Source organism: Phaeodactylibacter xiamenensis (assembly GCF_965229835.1).
GTDB lineage: Bacteria > Bacteroidota > Bacteroidia > Chitinophagales > Saprospiraceae > Phaeodactylibacter > Phaeodactylibacter xiamenensis.
This window is the reverse complement of record NZ_OZ245931.1, coordinates 3,862,043-3,879,810: the sequence shown is the minus strand read 5'-3', so window position 1 is coordinate 3,879,810 and position 17,768 is coordinate 3,862,043. Positions and strand designations below refer to the sequence as shown.

Annotated in this window: 18 protein-coding genes; 6 read left to right on the top strand and 12 right to left on the bottom strand. The window is 51.4% G+C overall.

Features of this window, described 5'->3' with window-relative positions; translation table 11 throughout:
- Window positions 1-59: 59 nt before the first annotated feature.
- Together ACO08I_RS14645 and smpB are read left to right on the top strand one after the other, a co-directional pair.
- On the top strand, window positions 60-2,372 hold the full coding sequence (locus ACO08I_RS14645; protein ID WP_282777523.1) for a S9 family peptidase: 2,313 nt from the start codon (window positions 60-62) through the stop codon (window positions 2,370-2,372).
- 127 nt (window positions 2,373-2,499) lie between these two features.
- Window positions 2,500-2,970, top strand: a complete 471-nt coding sequence (smpB, locus tag ACO08I_RS14640) for an SsrA-binding protein SmpB (RefSeq protein ID WP_282777521.1) — start codon at window positions 2,500-2,502, stop codon at window positions 2,968-2,970.
- A gap of 27 nt (window positions 2,971-2,997) precedes the next feature.
- On the opposite strand, the gene ACO08I_RS14635 is transcribed toward smpB, so the two are convergent.
- Window positions 2,998-3,666 carry a metal-dependent transcriptional regulator gene (locus ACO08I_RS14635; RefSeq protein ID WP_044217411.1) on the bottom strand — a complete coding sequence of 223 codons (669 nt, stop codon included), beginning with the start codon at window positions 3,664-3,666 and terminating at the stop codon, window positions 2,998-3,000.
- A gap of 192 nt (window positions 3,667-3,858) precedes the next feature.
- Here ACO08I_RS14635 and ACO08I_RS14630 point away from each other — a divergent pair, with 192 nt between their 5' ends.
- The 3 genes from ACO08I_RS14630 (at window position 3,859) to ACO08I_RS14620 (ending at window position 6,615) form a co-directional block, all read left to right on the top strand.
- The gene (locus ACO08I_RS14630) at window positions 3,859-5,223 is read left to right on the top strand and encodes a serine hydrolase (RefSeq protein WP_421949693.1); all 1,365 of its coding nucleotides are present in this window, start codon (window positions 3,859-3,861) and stop codon (window positions 5,221-5,223) included.
- A 68-nt stretch (window positions 5,224-5,291) separates the two neighbouring features.
- Window positions 5,292-6,014, top strand: a complete 723-nt coding sequence (locus tag ACO08I_RS14625; protein ID WP_044217407.1) for a hypothetical protein — start codon at window positions 5,292-5,294, stop codon at window positions 6,012-6,014.
- A 10-nt stretch (window positions 6,015-6,024) separates the two neighbouring features.
- Window positions 6,025-6,615 (top strand): hypothetical protein, encoded by a 591-nt coding sequence (locus ACO08I_RS14620; protein WP_282777514.1) that lies wholly within the window; start codon window positions 6,025-6,027, stop codon window positions 6,613-6,615.
- A 51-nt stretch (window positions 6,616-6,666) separates the two neighbouring features.
- Here ACO08I_RS14620 and ACO08I_RS14615 read toward each other — a convergent pair whose 3' ends face one another.
- From ACO08I_RS14615 to ACO08I_RS14595, 5 genes are all read right to left on the bottom strand, one after another.
- A complete protein-coding gene (locus tag ACO08I_RS14615) occupies window positions 6,667-8,772 on the bottom strand; it encodes a prolyl oligopeptidase family serine peptidase (protein WP_421949692.1) in 2,106 nt (701 codons plus the stop codon).
- Window positions 8,773-8,930: 158 nt separating this feature from the next.
- A complete protein-coding gene (locus ACO08I_RS14610; RefSeq protein ID WP_421949691.1) occupies window positions 8,931-9,176 on the bottom strand; it encodes a hypothetical protein in 246 nt (81 codons plus the stop codon).
- A 98-nt stretch (window positions 9,177-9,274) separates the two neighbouring features.
- Window positions 9,275-10,069: a glucose 1-dehydrogenase gene (locus tag ACO08I_RS14605; protein WP_421949690.1), complete on the bottom strand. Its 795-nt coding sequence runs from the start codon at window positions 10,067-10,069 to the stop codon at window positions 9,275-9,277.
- 75 nt (window positions 10,070-10,144) lie between these two features.
- Window positions 10,145-10,501, bottom strand: a complete 357-nt coding sequence (locus ACO08I_RS14600; RefSeq protein WP_421949689.1) for a tRNA-binding protein — start codon at window positions 10,499-10,501, stop codon at window positions 10,145-10,147.
- A gap of 96 nt (window positions 10,502-10,597) precedes the next feature.
- The gene (locus tag ACO08I_RS14595; RefSeq protein ID WP_421949688.1) at window positions 10,598-11,272 is read right to left on the bottom strand and encodes an OmpA family protein; all 675 of its coding nucleotides are present in this window, start codon (window positions 11,270-11,272) and stop codon (window positions 10,598-10,600) included.
- 117 nt (window positions 11,273-11,389) lie between these two features.
- Between ACO08I_RS14595 and ACO08I_RS14590 the strand changes: the two genes are divergently transcribed.
- Entirely contained in the window at window positions 11,390-11,863 is a 474-nt protein-coding gene (locus tag ACO08I_RS14590; RefSeq protein ID WP_421949687.1) for a hypothetical protein, read from the top strand.
- A 12-nt stretch (window positions 11,864-11,875) separates the two neighbouring features.
- On the opposite strand, the gene ACO08I_RS14585 is transcribed toward ACO08I_RS14590, so the two are convergent.
- From ACO08I_RS14585 to ACO08I_RS14560, 6 genes are all read right to left on the bottom strand, one after another.
- Complete coding sequence (locus ACO08I_RS14585) at window positions 11,876-12,817, bottom strand: alpha/beta fold hydrolase (RefSeq protein WP_421949686.1); 942 nt, start codon at window positions 12,815-12,817, stop codon at window positions 11,876-11,878.
- A 69-nt stretch (window positions 12,818-12,886) separates the two neighbouring features.
- Window positions 12,887-13,786: a nucleotidyltransferase family protein gene (locus ACO08I_RS14580; protein ID WP_282782019.1), complete on the bottom strand. Its 900-nt coding sequence runs from the start codon at window positions 13,784-13,786 to the stop codon at window positions 12,887-12,889.
- A gap of 65 nt (window positions 13,787-13,851) precedes the next feature.
- Window positions 13,852-14,535: a hypothetical protein gene (locus ACO08I_RS14575; protein ID WP_282782018.1), complete on the bottom strand. Its 684-nt coding sequence runs from the start codon at window positions 14,533-14,535 to the stop codon at window positions 13,852-13,854.
- Window positions 14,536-15,297, bottom strand: a complete 762-nt coding sequence (locus ACO08I_RS14570; RefSeq protein ID WP_044217390.1) for a cyclase family protein — start codon at window positions 15,295-15,297, stop codon at window positions 14,536-14,538.
- Between the two features lie 20 nt (window positions 15,298-15,317).
- Window positions 15,318-16,205: an NAD kinase gene (locus tag ACO08I_RS14565; protein ID WP_282782015.1), complete on the bottom strand. Its 888-nt coding sequence runs from the start codon at window positions 16,203-16,205 to the stop codon at window positions 15,318-15,320.
- An 89-nt stretch (window positions 16,206-16,294) separates the two neighbouring features.
- Window positions 16,295-17,698, bottom strand: coding sequence for a POTRA domain-containing protein (locus tag ACO08I_RS14560; RefSeq protein ID WP_421949685.1), 1,404 nt, complete (start codon window positions 17,696-17,698; stop codon window positions 16,295-16,297).
- Window positions 17,699-17,768: the final 70 nt, after the last annotated feature.

The following is a 17,768-nucleotide window of genomic DNA, read 5'->3' as shown; positions in this document are numbered from 1 at the left end:
AATCCCTCAGGAATTCCCTATTTTCGCAACGTTGAATTACATAAAAATCCAATCCCGATATGAAGAAAGTAGTATGGTTCATGTTATTCCTGCCTGTTTTTGCAGGATTGCACGCCCAAAAGGATATCACCCTCGAGGGTATTTGGAAAGATTACGAGTATGTTGCCAAATCTGTACCAGGCTTTAACTTCCTGAACGATGGCAAGCATTACACCCGTCTGGAAGACAACAAGGTACAGCAGTATGACATCACCACCGGTGCCCTGGTCACGACCATTTTTGACCCGGCTACAGTTCGGGACAATAAAGACTTTACCGGACAGGTAGATGGGTATGAATTTAGTGCCGATGAGTCCAAAATGATCATCCGCAGCGGGACGGAGCCTATCTACCGGCGCTCTGTGAAAGCTAATTATTTTGTGTATGACCGAAAGGCAGGCACCCTGACCACTGTTTTCGACGAAGGCAAGCACAGCTACGCCAGTTTTAATCCTCAGGCTGACCGGGTGGCGTTTACTTATGAAAACAACCTCTACTACCGCGATTTGTCTACCGGCAATGTGACACAGGTGACTACGAATGGCGAGCAGAACAAAATCATCTACGGTTCTGCAGATTGGGTGTATGAGGAAGAATTTGGCTTCGCAAAAGCCTTCTTCTGGTCAGAAGACGGTCAACGCCTGGCCTACTACCGGTTTGACGAGCAGGAGGTGCCGCAGTTTACGATGACCAACTACCATGACGACCTCTACCCGGATTACGAAACCTTTAAATACCCAAAAGTGGGTGAAAAGAATTCCGTTGTGGATATCTACATTTATGATGTGCGGCAGGCTAAGTCGCTCCCGGTTGTGCTGGGCGCGGAAAAAGACATTTACGTCCCCCGCATCAAGTGGACCAAAGATTCGGACAAGCTTTGTGTTTACCGGATGAACCGCCATCAGAACCAACTGGAGCTGCTTTTGGCTGATGCCCGCTCCGGTGAGACCAAGCTGTTGCTGAAAGAAGAAAACGATTACTACATTGCCGAAAGCGTACTGGACAACCTGATGTTTCTGGAGGATGGCAAGCGCTTCGTCTGGAGCAGTGAGCAGGACGGCTGGCACCACATCTACCTTTACAGCATGAAAGGGAAGAAGCTGGAGCAAATTACCAAAGGCGAATGGGAAGTAACTGAGCTCTATGGTGTCCATGAAGCAGAAGGCCGCATATACTATCAGGCCGCTGACAAATCCCCCATGGAGCGGCAGGTATACAGCATCGGGCTCGATGGCAAAAACCGTCAGATCATCGCGGGGGCCTCCGGTTGGAACAGCGCTCAGTTTAGCAGTACTTACGATTATTACGTGGGGCAATTCTCCACAGCTAATGCACCGGCTACCTACACCGTTTATGACAAGAAAGGCCGCACGCTTCGGGTAATCGAAGAAAATAAAGAGCTGAAGACCAAACAAATGGAATATGGTACACAGCCAGTTGAGTTTTTCAGTTTCGAAACCTCAGAGGGCGTGGAGCTCAATGGCTGGATGATCAAGCCCCGTGATTTTCGTGAAAACCGTCAGTACCCGGTCTTCATGTACCTTTACGGAGGCCCGGGCAGCCAAACGGTAACGGATTCCTGGAAAGGCATGAACTACTGGTGGTTTCAGATGCTGGCGCAGCAGGGCTATATCGTAGCTAGCGTGGACAACCGGGGTACCGGTGCGCGCGGAGAGAAATTCAAAAAAATGACGTACCAGCAGCTGGGGCATTATGAGACGATTGATCAGATTGAGGCCGCCAGGTATCTGGGCAGTCTGCCTTATGCTGATGAAAACCGCATCGGTATTTTCGGCTGGAGCTATGGCGGATACATGTCCTCTCTATGTGTACTAAAGGGCAATGATGTCTTCAAAGCTGGCATCGCTGTCGCTCCGGTAACCAACTGGAAGTGGTATGACACTATTTACACCGAGCGCTACATGCGGACCTATAAAGAGAACGAGTCCGGCTACCGGGACAACTCACCGGTGTACTTTGCTGACCGTCTGAAAGGGGACTATCTGCTGGTGCATGGTATGGGGGATGACAACGTGCACTTTCAGCACACCGCTGAAATGGCGAATGCCCTGATCGCCGCCAATAAGCAGTTTGATACCTATTTCTACCCAAACCGGAACCACGGCATCTACGGCGGTAACGCCCGCCTGCATCTGTACCGGAAAATGACGGACTTTCTGGAAGAGAGCCTGGATCCGGGAAAGAATATGATTGCGACCCGTCCGGGGCAGTCTCTCCGTAAGCAGAAAATGCTAAAAGCTAATCCGAATATAAAGGTGGCTCCCGCAGAAAAAATGGCGCCCTTGCAAAAACAGAAAGCAGCAGAACAGTAGCCGCATTGAGGATGCCGGAGGTGACCGTGCGTCATGGCTTTGTGCTGTGGCGCACGGTCCGCTTTCAGGTGAACTATTAGGTTTTCATTGTGGTTAAACTAATTGGACTCGTAGAAAAACCGGACGAATGGGCATAAGAAAGACTAAGGAACACGACGTAGAGATTATCAACCGCAAAGCAGGCTTTGAGTATCGCTTTTTGGATACTTTTGAGGCAGGTATCATGCTGCACGGTACGGAAGTGAAGTCTATTCGGAAGGGCAATGCCAATCTTCGGGATGCCTATTGTTTTTTCAGAAAGGGAGAGTTGTACATCAAAAGCCTTTTCATCGCGGAGTATGAGCATGGCAACATGTTCAATCACGAATCCCGCCGTACCCGAAAGCTATTACTCAAGCGCCGGGAGCTGGGCAAACTGGAGAAGCAGCTCAAGGAAAAGGGGCTGACGATTGTCCCTGTACGCCTGTACATCAATGAGCGGGGGCTGGCCAAACTGGAAATAGCGCTGGCTCAGGGTAAGAAGGTCTACGATAAGCGGGAGTCCATCAAGCAGAAAGATGTTAATCGTGATCTGGACCGGATAAAGAAAATGTACTAATCTCACTCTTCTAAACAACCGCTAGGCTTACCCAATTTCCTTCTGTACGAAAAGGTGCTGGCTGACTTTCTTAGTAAGTAGCTGTTCCCGGTCCGCGCCAATCCGCACTCTTACCGATTCATCGTACTCAAAGCATTCCAGTATTTCCACCTGTGTGCCCAATATGAGCTGCATGCGGTCGAGGTACTGCAGAAACCCCGAAGTGTGGTCATTGACTCCTACGATTGCGCCCTTTTCTCCCGGTTTCATTTCGTTGAGCAGGACCTGGCTCCGCTGAGCAAAGTTGCCATCGGCATCCGGTATAGGGTCGCCGTGGGGGTCAAACTTGGGCAGGCCAAGGTGTGCATCGAGGCGTTCTACCAGTTTAGGCGATTTGATATGCTCCAGTTGTTCGGCAATCTCATGTACCTCATCCCAGGAAAAAGACAGCTTGTCCACCAGAAAAACTTCCCAAAGGCGGTGCTTTCGGATCAGGTGGGTGGCAATGCGCTGCCCTTTGTTGGTCAAGGTAGCCCCTTTGTAGCGTTCATAGTGGATAAGGTCCTTGTCAGAGAGGCGTTTGACCATATCTGTGACCGAGGCAGCACTCGTGCTCATTTCTTTTGCAATAGCGTTAGTGCTGGCCGCTTTATTCCTGCGCTCAGAAATTTTGAAAATGGCCTTCAGATAGTTTTCTTCCGTGTGTGATATTTCCATATTGGTTAAGAGCTGTCGGTATTGAAACAATCCAAACGGAATACCGTTGATCTTTACCGGGCTTGTACATAAATTTACGGTATGTTGTTTTTTCGGCACTTATATTGCCGAAGCGAAAAAATTACTCATCCGACTGGTTTATTGGCAAGTTCATATTTGTATATTGCACATTTCAATTTTCCCGGCGGCTTTATGAAAAATAAGAGAAATTGGCGACTTCTGCTAGCATCACTGCTCTTTTCAGGGCTGGCTTTTGCATTTTCCGACCCCTTTAATACCCCGCCGATATTCCTTGCGCCTCAGGATGGGACCATAGAAGTTCTTACAGAACAGCCTTTTGAGCTGGACATTGAAGTGGAGGATATTGATAACGATATTTTGAATATCCGGGCAGAACATCTGCCGGAATGGATCACCTTCGACCCCTACCTGCTTCAACTTTACGGGCAGCCGACACGCCTGGACCGTGGGACTTACTACATTACCATCAAAGCTGATGATGGGCGGGAGGTACGCTCCAAGCGGCTCGAACTTAAAGTGAAATACGGGCATTCCGCTCAGCAACACCTCGAAGAGACGGTGCGAGCCATCTGTCAGGAGCGGCTAGCCAACCTCAAAGGGGTTTCCGCCGCAGTGATCGGGCCGGATGGTCAGTTGTCTACTGTGGTCCACGGGCACAGCGATGCTGCCCGCCGGTATGCATTGGAGCCCAATCATCGGTTCAGAGTAGCTAGTGTCACTAAGCTTTTTACCTCCACTCTTATCATGCGGCTGGTCGAGTTCGGCTATTTTGAGTTGGATGACCGCCTGGCGGAGTACCTCGAAGTGCCGGGCCTGCCTAATGGCAAAAGTATTACCATCCGACAGCTGCTCAGCCATACAGGAGGTGTGATCGATCACCTCAACCACCCCTCCTTTTACCGCGGCAACTGGAAATACCGGACCTGGGACGAAGGGGATATTTACCGCTTTGCTGCCGTCCGAAGTCCCCGGTTCTCCCCCGGGCAGGGGTACGACTATTCCAATACCGGATTTTACCTGCTGGGAGAGCTGGTGGAGGCGGTACTGGAAAAGCCATTGAAGGATGCCTTCCGGGAATACATCTTCACACCTGCCGGGCTTAATCAAACGATTTACGATGACTTCAGCGACCGCCGCCACCGCATTGACAGCCTGGCGGATAACGGCCGGGCTTATGAATACCACCTTTCCGCAGTTGGTGCAGCGGGTGCTATCGTAGCCACACCGGCAGATGTCGCACGTTTTGGGCATGCACTTTTCAAAGGCAAACTGGTTAGTGCACAATCCCTGGAGCTTATGCAGCAGGACCTGGGTTACGAACAAGGCGGTGACCACTATGGACTGGGTATGCGCATGTGGGACGATCACGGGATCAAACACTTCGGGCATACGGGTGCCCTGATGGGCTACCGCTCTATTCTCATGTACCTGCCGGAATACGAAACGACAATAGCCCTGTCCACCCACCATAGTCATTACCGCTGGTATGACCTGGTGAATGATGTGTTGTTGGAAATGGCGGATTACTATAGGTAGCAGTAAGGCCTTAACAAAACAACATTGTGTTATTGTTGGCGTTTTACTGTCAAACAACCCCTTCGATCATGCAAATTAGCACGCTCATCTTTGCTCTGGTCGGTCTGTTAGCCCTTCCGTTATCAGCGCAGTACCACAGTCCTTTCTCCATTTCAGCAGGCGCGTATCTCAGTATCGGCTCTTGGAGTCGAGAATCCGACTATGGCCCTGATGCCGCTAAGCAACTGCCAAGTCTTGAAGATGGCCCCGGGGTACAGGTTGCTGGCAGGTGGTTGCCCATGGGTAAATCTCTTGGAGTGTCTGTAATGGTGGGTTTTCAGCCCGCTCAGGCAGCAGTCGGGGATATGTATGACAGGCTTGCTCAGGTTAGGCATGAGGCGGTTTCCAATGCAGGTAGTGATTGGTGGCTTCTGGGCGGCCCAACTCTTCTGCTAAGAGAAGGCCCCAATGGTGACCGGGTCTTTTTTAATCTGCTTGGCGGTTATCGTCAGGTTAGAATGGAGGATATTACTGAAACGTTTATTAGCTTATCAGACCTGAAGTACCGGGAGAACCTCTATCGGTTCACAGGCGAAGGAGGGTGGATGATTATGCCAGGAATCTGCGCAGAAGCCCCCCTCTTTGGTCCAGTCAGTTTGCAGGTCTCTGCTAATTACACCTACGCCGAAGTAAAACAGCGGGTAGAGCGGTTAAATGTTTTTGGACCGACAAGACCCTCGGTATATCCTCAACAATTGACGCTCCGGCAGCATGCATTTTTTGGGACACTTGGCTTTACGGTTGAACTTTAAAAACTTGATTATGCGACATTTCGTTTCTTGCCTGCTCCTTGTCCTGATCGGATCGGGGTGCGTTCAACTTACTACTGACTACGATAGTACCTCGTATCCATCAGAAGAAGACTTTCTTGCTAATGACACCATCGCCTTTTTTCTCAATGATTTTCTGTGGCTGCCTCTTGGGAACACATCCGGATTCAAGGGATGGTCTGCTGGTAGCCCGAATACCTTTCAGTATCAGGCAAGTTATGATTCCACTGAAAATACCTATAGTTTTCGCCTCTTCCCATTTATGAACATTCAATATGAAGGGGAAAGAATTTTCAGTCAAAGCATGGATACGGAGATACTTAATGTCCCTGAGGAAGTGGTCCGGGAAGGGGGGACTGTGTTATTAGACGGAGCTGAAGGGCGGATGATGCAACTGGATGATGCAGTCAGAAATGAGGGATATTTGAATACCGAAACCCATACGGTACGGGTACTATTTCTCCCAATTGACCCTGCCACTAACCGGGTGGAAGCTCTATTTGATGGAGAAGTTGTTGCCCGCTTTGATGATGCTGACGTCTTTACAGTAAGAGACGGGCGTGTCACTATGTTTGTAGAATAAGGTTGACTGCGGAACCCGAACGTACTCAGGCTCCGCAGTCAGGGATTAAACTTACTCTTCCATACCGAGCTCCCGCATCATAAACCGGTACCGGTGTTCGTAATAATCAATCAACTGATCCGTTGATTGCCCGGAGCCGTGCCCGCTATCATAATTGATGTAAAGTAGAATCGGGTTTTCCTGCCCGAGGTTGTTTTGCAGGGCTGCGGCAAACTTTTTGGCGTGCAACGGGTCGACCCGGGAGTCATTTTCGCCTGCCGTCACCATCATCGTGGGGTGGTCTACGCCCATACGGATGTTGTGGTAAGGCGAGTAGCGCAGGATATTTTGGAAATCTTCCTTTTTGTCCGGATCTCCATATTCCGGAATCCAGTACCGGGCAATGAGAAATTTGTGAAAGCGGATCATATCCAGCAGCGGTACGCCACAGATGGCGGCTTTAAAGAGGTCAGGCCGCTGTGTTACTACAGCTCCCACCAGCAGGCCACCGTTGCTTCCCCCTTCAATGCCCAGCTTTTCAGTGCTTGTATAGCCTTCTTTGATCAGGTACTCACCGGCTGCGATAAAGTCATCAAAGGTATTCTGCTTTTTGAAGAGCATGCCGTCTTCGTGCCATTGCTCCCCGTACTCATCACCACCCCGAAGCCCAGCGTGCGCGAACACTCCTCCCCGGTTGATGAACATCGCCCGCATGCCAATAAAAGAGGGCGAAATACCGATGTTGAACCCACCGTACCCGTAGAGGACCGTTGGGTTATTCCCATCGAGCTCCAAGCCTTTTTTGTGGACCAGGAACAGCGGTACTTTGGTGCCATCTTTGGAGGGGTAGAAGACAATCTTGGCTTCAATCTCATCGGTATTGATGGGCACATCCTGCTTGTAGTACAATTCCCAGTTCAGTTGCTTTTTGTCCAGGTCCTCCGGATCAAGGCGGTAAATTTGGTAAGGGCTGGTGAAGGTGCTCAGCCCCACGAAAATGGCATCCACATCGCGGTTGTAGCTTACGGATGCGACGTTGCCGACCTCCGGTGCAGGAATCTCTTTGATCTTTTTGCCCTTGAGGTCGCGCAGCACCATCCGGCTTAGGACGTCTTTCTTTTCTACGGTGATCAGGTAATCGTCAGTGACGGCATAGCTCTCCAGCACGATGTCTTCCCGTTCCGGCACAAGCGTTGCCCAATGCTCAAAGCCCGGTTTTTTCTGATCCGCGACCATGAGCTTAAAGTTGGGCGCTTCGTGGTTGGTGTAGAAATAGATTTTCCCATCAATGGCGTAAGGGGAAACCCGGAATTTTTGGTTGGCATAGATTTCCGCCGGTTCGTCGTCGGAGCCCGTCTGCTTCATGCGCAGGGAGTGGGTAGCGTAAAAGTCACCCTCACTGTAGAAGGTCAGGTCGGCGTAGCGGGCATCGCTCACGCTCGCTGTATTTTTGGAATCTTCAGGCACGAGCAGGGTGATGTCCTCCGAGCGGTCACTGCCGATCTTGTGAAGGCGTACTTCGATAGGCTTTTGCGCATCGATCATTTCCTGTGTACGCACCCAGATGTAGGCGTGTTGCTCGTCCTTCGTCCAGGAAAAAGCACGCAGCCCCTCAACAGGGTTGCCAAGCACCTTGCCCGTCTGCGTGTCAATGATATAATAGGTGCTGATTTCCGCCCCTTTGGATTGCATGCCTACAGCTACCCGGCTGCCATCCTCTGTAAAGCTGCGGCCCGAGAGCGATGACTTACCGGAGGGGTCAATGGCTTCCGGGTCGAAAAGCAGCAATTCTTTCCCATCGATCAGCGTGTAGAGCTTAGATTGCTTTTCCCCCTTTTTGCGGCGGGTGAAAAACTGCCGGTCAGCTACCAGTTGCATGGGGCTCTCGATATCCCGGTCGATGTAAGCCTGAATCTCTTCCCGCAGTCCCGGAATAGAAGGGCATTCCGTATCGATGTAATTCAGCGTGGCATCGTGTTGTGCCCGCGTCCATTTTTGGACCTCCGGGTCAGTTTTGTCTTCCAGCCAGCGGTAAGGGTCCGTAAGGCGGTAGCCGTGAAGGGTGTCAGTCACCGGGCGGGATTCGGTATGCGGGAAAATGAATTGTGCGTGTGCCTGTTTCATACCTGCAAAGGTAAAGAGAAACAACAAAGCGGGTTGTAAATAGATCAGCTTCATATTGAGCGTCGTGGTTTTACAGGCAATATACGGCAAATGAGGGGTTCAAAATTGCAAAAAGGCTTGCTCCTGCCCGTTACCGGACAAGAACAAACCTTTCTTGCAGGGCGAGCAAAGGCGGTTCGCTCCAGCCCTGCCCCTAATCGGCAATCATAATTTTATAAGCTATAGTCTTCTAAACTTCTTACCGGTGGGCGCCGCTTTACGGAACGGTCAGGCGGGGAATCAAATCCTTCCCGTTGTGCTGTAGAGTACAGTTCGAAAATCCAGGCAGCACCACCCAGGAATATCAGGTTGCCAATAATGCCTAAGTATCCGGTCAAAACAAGCGCCAGCCATATACCAATGACAGCTACGCTGATGACCGCAAATATTGCTCGGAATGCTTTGGTTTGGGTGCGCATAACTGTAAATTTTTAATTCAGTTTCAAGGTATAGCAATTCACAGGTTGGCGCTATGATTTTGGCTACTTCGGGTGATGAGAAAAGTCATTCTGCTGCCTCACTCCGGCCGTGCTTCACTTCCTGCCAAAATTCCTCCGTCAATGTGCAGCTCAGTGCCGGTGACGTACTTCGATTCATCAGTAGCGAGGTAGAGCGCGGCGTACGCCACATCCTCCGGCTCACCAAATTTGCCGAGGGGAATGCCTGCCTCCACATTTTTTATGATTTGTGCTCTTTGTTCTCCTTCGCCGAGCATGGCATCCCACATTGGAGTCATAATGGCGGCCGGGTGGATGCTGTTACAGCGGATACCGTATCCTTTTTCTGCACAGTACAGGGCTACGCTCTTGGTGTGGTTGCGGACAGCAGCTTTGCTCGACGCATAGGCTACAGCACCCGGTATTCCCACAATCCCACTGCGGGAGGAGATGTTGATGATGCTGCCCCCGCTTGTTTTCATCAGCCCAATACCGTATTTGCAGCCCAGCATAGTACCCGTGCTGTTCACCCGGTGTACGGTGTCCCAGGTGCTTAGGTCGGATTGCTCGGGGTTAAAAGGGCCGGGTGCTTCCAGAAAACCGGTGATGCCGGCGTTGTTGACCAGGACTTGCAGCGAGCCGAAGTGCTGCCGGATAAAATGGTCTGCCGCCTGCCAGTCCGCTTCTTCCCCAACATCAAGGTGGAGGTAGTGCGCCCGCTCGCCCAGTTGATCAGCAATGGCCTGCCCTTCTTCATCACGTATGTCTGTGAGCAATACTGTGGCGCCTTCGGCGTGAAAAACGGTAGCGATGGCTTGCCCGATGCCCCGGGCGGCACCGGTGATGAGGGCGGTTTTGTCTTTTAGTCGTGCCATATTTTTTCTTCAAAGATAGCGGAGATGCCTTCTAGAGTCGTGCGAAAATGAAAAACCGTACCTCTTCTGTAGGCTTTAGCTTATCCGCAGCCCGTTAGGTACGGGCAGGTCGGTATTTAGCAAAACCACCCCGCCCGCTTCGCCCACCGCGCCCAGCACCAGGCACTCGCTGATCATATTGGCAATTTGCTTGGGGGGGAAGTTGACCACTGCAATAACCTGCCGCCCCAACAGCTCTTCAGGCTGATAGTGGTCTGTGATTTGGGCAGAAGTCTTGCGCTCGCCCAGCGGGCCAAAATCAATATGCAGGATGTAGGCGGGCTTCCGGGCCTGTGCATTGGGGTAGGCTTGCAGAACAGTGCCCACGCGCATGTCCACTTTCGTGAAATCGCTCCAGGTGAGGGCGTTATCGGAGGCATTAGGCTGAGACATAGTCAATGGATGGTTCCCTGCAAAAATAGGCCCCTGCATGGAATTTCCATGAGGAGCCTGTCTAATCTTGGGTGGAAAAAAGCAACAAGGGAGGCTTTATTCACCAATTTCCCCTTCCTGAGCGGCTTCCTTGAGGTCTTCATTCGCAACGATAGCTACCTCCACCCGGCGGTTTTCCTGTCGCCCGGCAGCGGTTTCGTTGGTGGCCACCGGCTTTTCCTCTCCATACCCTCTCACGGTAAACCGTCTGGAGCTCACATTTTGCTTGGCGAGGTATCCGGAAACGGAACGGGCGCGGCGCTCGGATAGCCGCTGATTGTAACTGTCTGTTCCCTGACTGTCGGTATGCCCTTCAATGATGATGTTGGTCTCATCGTACTCCTTAAGGGCATCAGACAACTCGGTCAGGTTTTCTTTGGTCTCTGCCCGGAGCTGATAGGAATCGAGGTCGAATAGCAGCCCGGAGTCAAAAGTAATGAGAATGCCCTCGCCTACACGTTCCACTTCGGCATCTTCGAGGTCTTCTTCAATTTCATCGGCTTGCTTGTCCATGTAATTGCCAATAAGGGCGCCGGCTGTACCACCTATGGCAGAGCCGATAATAACGCCCGCAGCGGTATTGTCCTCCCCGCCAATAACACCGCCGATGACGCCTCCGGCTGTTCCGCCAATCACGGCACCTTCTGATGTTTTTGTGGTATTGCAGGCTGTACCAAGCAGCAGGCTAAGGGCTAGTACAGGTACCCAGAAAAATCGAATTGTTGTTTTCATGGTTCAATAGGTTTATTTGCTGTAAAAGGCGTAGATCGCAGTGGTGTTCGTTTGTGGGCTGTTTCGAACACCAGCTACAACTTTCAGTTTCTAAAGCGAATGAAAACTGTATAAACCATGAACTACTTGAAAAAAGTAACACTGGCTGTTTTTGCCTTTATGTTCTCAATGGCTCTACAGGCTCAGGACCGTAATCCGGGCTCTGTTGGTATCGGTGCGCAATTCGGGCAACCAACCGGGCTGAGCGTGAAAGTGTACAACCCCAATGGCATGTCAACCGATATCCTGGCAGCCTGGGACTTGAATGATTTTTTCTTCCTCAATATCCACGGACTCATAGAAAACCATATCGGGAGTTCCGGACGCTTGCACTATTTTGTAGGGCCAGGTGCCTTTGCGGGCATTCGTGACACCGGAGGGGAGTCTCTATCGGATCAGGATTTTGAAGCTGGTATTAGTGGCAATTTTGGCCTGAATATCATTTTCGGTACCATTGAAGTCTTTGGGCAGGTGACTCCGCGCCTGAAATTGACTGATGGCACAGCCGGTGCCGTGGGTGGAGGCGCAGGTATTCGTTTTTATCTGCCATAACTTGGCGCTCATTTACTTTTTAAACCCTTCGATCCTGGTAAGCTGAGCTACCGCCTCCATGAAGTTGTGGATGGCATCAAAGTAAACTCCGGGCTGGTCAAGCCAACCGTAATGTCCGCATTCCGGTATCAGGACAAGGGTGGAATTGGGGAAAGCCTGATGGGCCCTTTCCCCAATTTTGGGTATAATGACATCCTCTTTTCCCTGAATAATCAATACCGGCTTATGAAAATCACTGGCTGCGGCTTTGGCATCGTACCCAATCCGTTGCAGGTCCTGCCAGATCAACTGGTTGATGCGCATATTACCCTGCGCCAGCCGGTCCGCCACCTGAAGGGCATATTGGTCATCATAAACATAGGCAGTAGCCATAAAAAAACGCCGCTGTTGTTGTGCAGTTTGTGTTGTGTCGCCGGCTTGAAGCTGTTCTGTCCAGTATATAAAGGAATCCCGCTGGGTTTCCGTCATCATGCGGGTGATATCATAATCTTCAAGCAGCCCCAGATCAATACCCCCGGACGCGGAGGAAATCAGAGCTTTAACTGCAGCCGGATATTTGGATAAATAGTAATTGCCGAGTATGCCGCCAAAGGAATGGCCCAGGATGGTCCATTGCTCTAATCCAAGGTGGATACGCAGCGCTTCAAGGTCGGCCGCCATCAGGTCCATCGTCATATTGTCAGCAGTGATCTTTTCCATTTTAGACCGTCCCGTACCCCGCTGATCATACAGGATGGCCTGATAATCTTCACTGAGGGATTCAGCCAGTGCCTGAAAGCCTTTGCTGTTGAAGCCCGGGCCACCGTTGATAATGACCATTGGCGTTCCTGATCCGTAAACTTCGTAATATATATTTACGCCTTTGGACGGGGCAAACCCGCTTTTGGATTGTGCATCAAGGAATAGCCCGGTAAGCAGGAAAAGAGAAAAAACAAAAGATCGCTTAGCAGTCATAACAGGTGATTTTTCTGAAAGCTAAGCGATCTTAGGTGTTAAGAGCGGTCAATTATTGCTAAATGCAGACTACTTCCACAGGTGCTTAGGGTACTGGCCTTCTGCCGTCAGTTTGGCGAAAGCTTCCTGTACCATGGGTTTGTCTTCCTGGTAAGTCACGCCGTACCAGCGCTCCGCATTAGGGATGACAGTGAGGTCAATTTTACCCTCATTGATCAGACGGTTGATGACGAGCGGGATGTAAAACTCCGCACGGGGCTGATCCCGGTGCGCTTCTACAAACTCGATGAAGTGCTGCCGGGTGACCTCAAAAACGTTGGGATGGAAACCCCAGAAGTTCATGGACACCAGTGCGTCCGGGCTTAGCGGGTGCTGTCCGTCATTTTCTTCGTATACAATGCCATTGGGCGTGCGCTGAATTTTGTGGCGCTCCACCACATCGGTCAGGTGGCCGGCTTCGTCTACTTCACACACCCCACGGTTGACATGGCCGGCATCAGAGAGTGTCTTATCCAGTTGGTAACCAATCATGCTGTAGTGGTCCGGTGCGCAGTCGTTTTTCAGGAAGTCTGCCATTGCCTTGAAGCTGCTGATGCCGTAGTAATCATCCGCATTGATGACCGCGAAGGGCTCGTTGATTTTGTCGTGAGCGACCAGCACAGCGTGGGCTGTACCCCAGGGCTTTTCCCGTTCAGGGAGTTCGCTGATGCCCTCCACGGGGGTATTGATGGCCTGAAAGGCATACTCGATTTCCACCTTATCGTCGAACTTGCCGCCGAACTTTTCGCGGAAAGCCTCCTCAATATCTTCACGGATGACAAAGACGATTTTGCCAAAGCCGGCGCGGATGGCATCGTAAATGGAGTATTCAATGATCACTTCTTCGTTGGGGCCAAGGCCGTCGAGCTGTTTGAGGCCACCGTAGCGGCTGCCCATACCGGCTGCAAGGATAAGCAAAGTTGGTTTCATGGATTTTTGCTGCGAATATAGTGGGAATCACCGGCATTGCCAGCCCGAAAGACGTTAAACCGGTATTACTTTTCCTGCCGGAGCAGTTTTTCGCGGCGGATTTGCTGTACCATCCGCTCTACCCGTTGTTCGACCCGAAACCGGTGCCATAATAGCCCCCCGACCAGAGACAGACAGCCAATGCCGAAGATAGTATTCCGGGAGCGTTCCACGAGGCCAGTGTGCATCTCATAAAAAGGACGGACGAGCAGCACTTCGATAGAAATCACCAGTGCGGCAAGCAGGAAAAGAAAAATAGCCGTGGCTTTGGCACGTTCCAGGAAGGCAGGCTCCATCCGGCGAAGGCATTTTTTGAGAAAGCCAATCGCGTCATTGTGGTAGGGGTCAATTCGGATAAGCTGCAGCAGGATGTAATGGCACTTTTCGTATTGTAGGCACTGAAAGTGAGAAGCAGCTTTTCTGAAAAGTAGTTGTTCGTAGAGGTTTTCTCCCGGCGGGCTCGCCACATTCTGCACAATGACCTCCTCGATCGCCACATCGACCATCAACAGATGCTTTTGGTGGAAGCCCACTTCAAAGAGACTATTGACATAAGCCACAAGCATTTCGAAGTATTCCTCAAAGTCCAGTCCGCGAATCGTGTCCTCCCGGTCTTCGTAGAAATGGATAATACGCCGGTAGTTGGTGGCCTCAATCCCTTTGAAGTCACGGAAAGTTTTGGAATGGTATGTGGACTGATAAAATGGCATCTATTCGAAGCGTTCTAAAGCGTACAGAACCGGCTTGCTCGGGCTGGCGTCGATTTCAAAGCTGGCCACCTGAAGGTTCAGTAAGTATAAACCATCCCGGATGGAATTGTTTACGTAAATCAGCTCAGTTATGGTACAATGTGCCCTGGGAGCCTCCGGATATTGCCAGAAAGCCCGGTGCCCGAGTAGCTGCCCGCCATCCTCTTCCCGGTCTACAGAGGGCAGGTCGAGCAGCAAATGTTCAACGCCCCGTTCCACGAGGTAGCTAATGGCCTCGTGGTGCAGATAAGGCGGATTGGCTCCGGAGTAGTTGGTGATCATTTTGAGGTCATCATTGGGCAAGGTACGAATGATCAGGGCGGTCGTGGGCGGATGTGCTCCAAGCAGAGCCTCAAGTTGTTCCCGGTAGATTACCCGGTCTCCCTCATCAGTTTTGGTGGGGAAGACGCTGATAAGCTGGCCTGGAAAGTGGAATTGTTGCAGGCACTGATTGATAGTGTAGGTCTCCTTTGCAATGTGCCCTACACATTCGGTATGAGTGCCGTTGCCGTGTGGCGTCAGGCGTACGGTGAGGAAGTTAACCGGGCCGCCTTCCTGTGTAGACCCGATGAAATCACCGGCTACTACGGGGCTGTGTTCCATAGGAGGGGCATAAAAACAATTGACTGTTTCCAGTCCCGCTTTGAGTGGGATAGCAATATCGAGTGGCTGTTGTAAGTCAGTGCTGTAGGTCTGTCCGTTCAGTTGCAGTGTGGTTTGCATGGGAATTGTGTTTTAGAGTGTTACTCATCATTTCGCGTATCTGATCCCCAGGCGAGCTTTTGCCGGATTGTGTCCATAAAGCTGACGTCATGAAGCTGTACCAGGCGGATACCAAAGTCGTTCTTACGGACGGCCAGCTGATGGGCTGCCGTGATCGTCTCGAAGCGGGAGTCCAGCGTGCAGAGGAAATTTTCTGCCCGCCCTTCAATTTCGAATGAAATGACGGAGCTTTCTGAAATGACAATGGGCCGGACATTAAGGTTGTGCGGAGCTACAGGGGTGAGGACAAAGTTGCCGGAATTGGGGAAAATAATGGGGCCGCCGCAACTCAGGGAGTAACCGGTGGAGCCCGTTGGTGTCGCCACAATGATGCCATCCGCCCAGTAGGAGTTGAGGTAAGCCCCGTTGATGAAGGTGTGAATGGTGATCATTGAGGAGGTGTCCCGCTTGAGCAGCGTGATGTCATTTAGCGCAAAGCGGATTTCCCCGAATATGGGCAGGTTGGATTCCAGGTAGAGCATGGAGCGTTCCTGTATGCTGTACATACCACGCTTGAGCAGTTTGATGGCGTCGTGAATGCGCTTTTTCTCAATACTGGCCAGAAAACCGAGCCGCCCCAGGTTGATCCCCAAAATAGGAACCTTACTGTCACGGATGTGGGTAGTGGCGGCCAGAATCGTGCCATCGCCTCCCAGCGTGATAAAGAAATCGAATTTATGGGTGGTAAAGTCCAGGTAGCCTCCAAAGGTGCCCACTTGTGCCGGCAGGCGGATTTCTCCCTTTAGCTGCTCCAGATAGGGGGCATAGACGTAAGCGTGGATGCCTTCCTCATGCAGGGCATCGAAGAGGTGCTGAATGTGCGGGATGTCTTTTTCCTTGAGAACTTTGCTGTAAACGACTACTTGCATCTTCTGGAATGATTCTAAAAGCCCTGGAGTTTTTATAAGGTAACACCAACAAAGTTGACAAACCTGAAGTGGCTGCTCTTTGAGCTACACTAAATATTCATGCTAAGGTGTAAAAATAACCCTTTTTCCATCAAATCGTTGAGGCTGTATTGGATTTGGATCACTTTGTCGTAGTAGAGCACGATGTCGAGCCCTATGCCGCCGCCCCATAGCAGACGGTTGCTGTGCGGGTTGTCGGGGCGGGCGTAGGGGCTGTTGACGTAGCCCAGGTCGTTGTTGAGCGAGAGGTTAAGTTTGATGGGCATGCGGCGGAGTTGACTAATTGGCATAAGTTTACCAAAGTTGAAATTATACTCGGCAAAACGAAAACGAAGGCTCGATTGGCCCATCGCCATGTCCATGCCATCGATGACATAGTATTCCCATCCCCTCATGGTATGCCCACTGAAGCCCAGCCCCCGGTTGTCCTGATAGGGCTGACGGGAGCGGATGATGGACAGCTTGGTGCGCATCACCAGGCCCAGGCTCCAGCGCTCGCCCCAGGGGATGTATTTTCCGTAACCGGTGAAAAGGGTAAGCCCGGAGCGTTCCCCAAAGAGGCCCAGGCCCTCTTTGAGGAGGCTGCCATAGCAAAATGACCCCTCCCATGGATAGGGGGCCACGTCCCGGTTTTCGTGGAAGTAGTTGTAGCGCAGCGCAAAGTAGCGGATGCGGTGCCGCCCGTCCAGCAGATAGTCCGGGTTGAGGTCCAGGGCGATTTCATCCCCAATGCGCTTTTGCGTGAAGCTAAGTTCCAAATCGTGATAAGATTGTAGCTGTGGCCGGAAGGTAATGCCTGCTTCACCGGTAAACCGCTCGTAAATGAAGCCTTCTTCTGACCGGAAAAACTGCTGCCGGCTATCGGTCGTGCGGTAATTGACCTCCCGGTTGCGCCAGTAGCCCACCCCTGCGAAGGCGCCCAGGGTTTGGGCTTTGTTGAGGTAGGGCATGCTGTAAGACAATGCATATTTGCGCGTGTAGCCATACTTCACCGACCCTTTGAGCTTGTCTTTGCGCCCGGTGAGGTTGATGTGGGCAAAGTCCACACCGTAGTTGGTGCGGTCAAGCGAGCGTTTTTGGTCTACCCACCAGACATTGAAGTTGCGGTCCGCCAGCTCAAACACCGGAATAGGGTACAGGTACCACATCTCTTCCACCGTCACCAGCAGTTGGACTTCATTGGTTTCCCCCTTCCAGGCCTGATAGCTGATCTGCGCCCGGTTGAACAGCCCGGTGTTCATAATCATCTGTTCGGACCACGTAATCTTCTCCGGCAGTTCCTCCAGGAGTATCGTATCCCCTTCCCGTATGGACATCTCCCGCAGGATGATTTCCGATAGCGTTTGCTTGTTGCCGGTCACAGCGATGGAGTCGATGTACACCACTTCCCGGTCACTGCTCCATGCGTTGAAGCAGCTCACCAATCCCACAGTAAGCAAAAGAAGACGGATCATGATGGATAGTGTTCCCTGGGGTATGCGTAGTTTTCTGTTTAGAGCTATGCCCTCAATTTAAAAGGTTTTA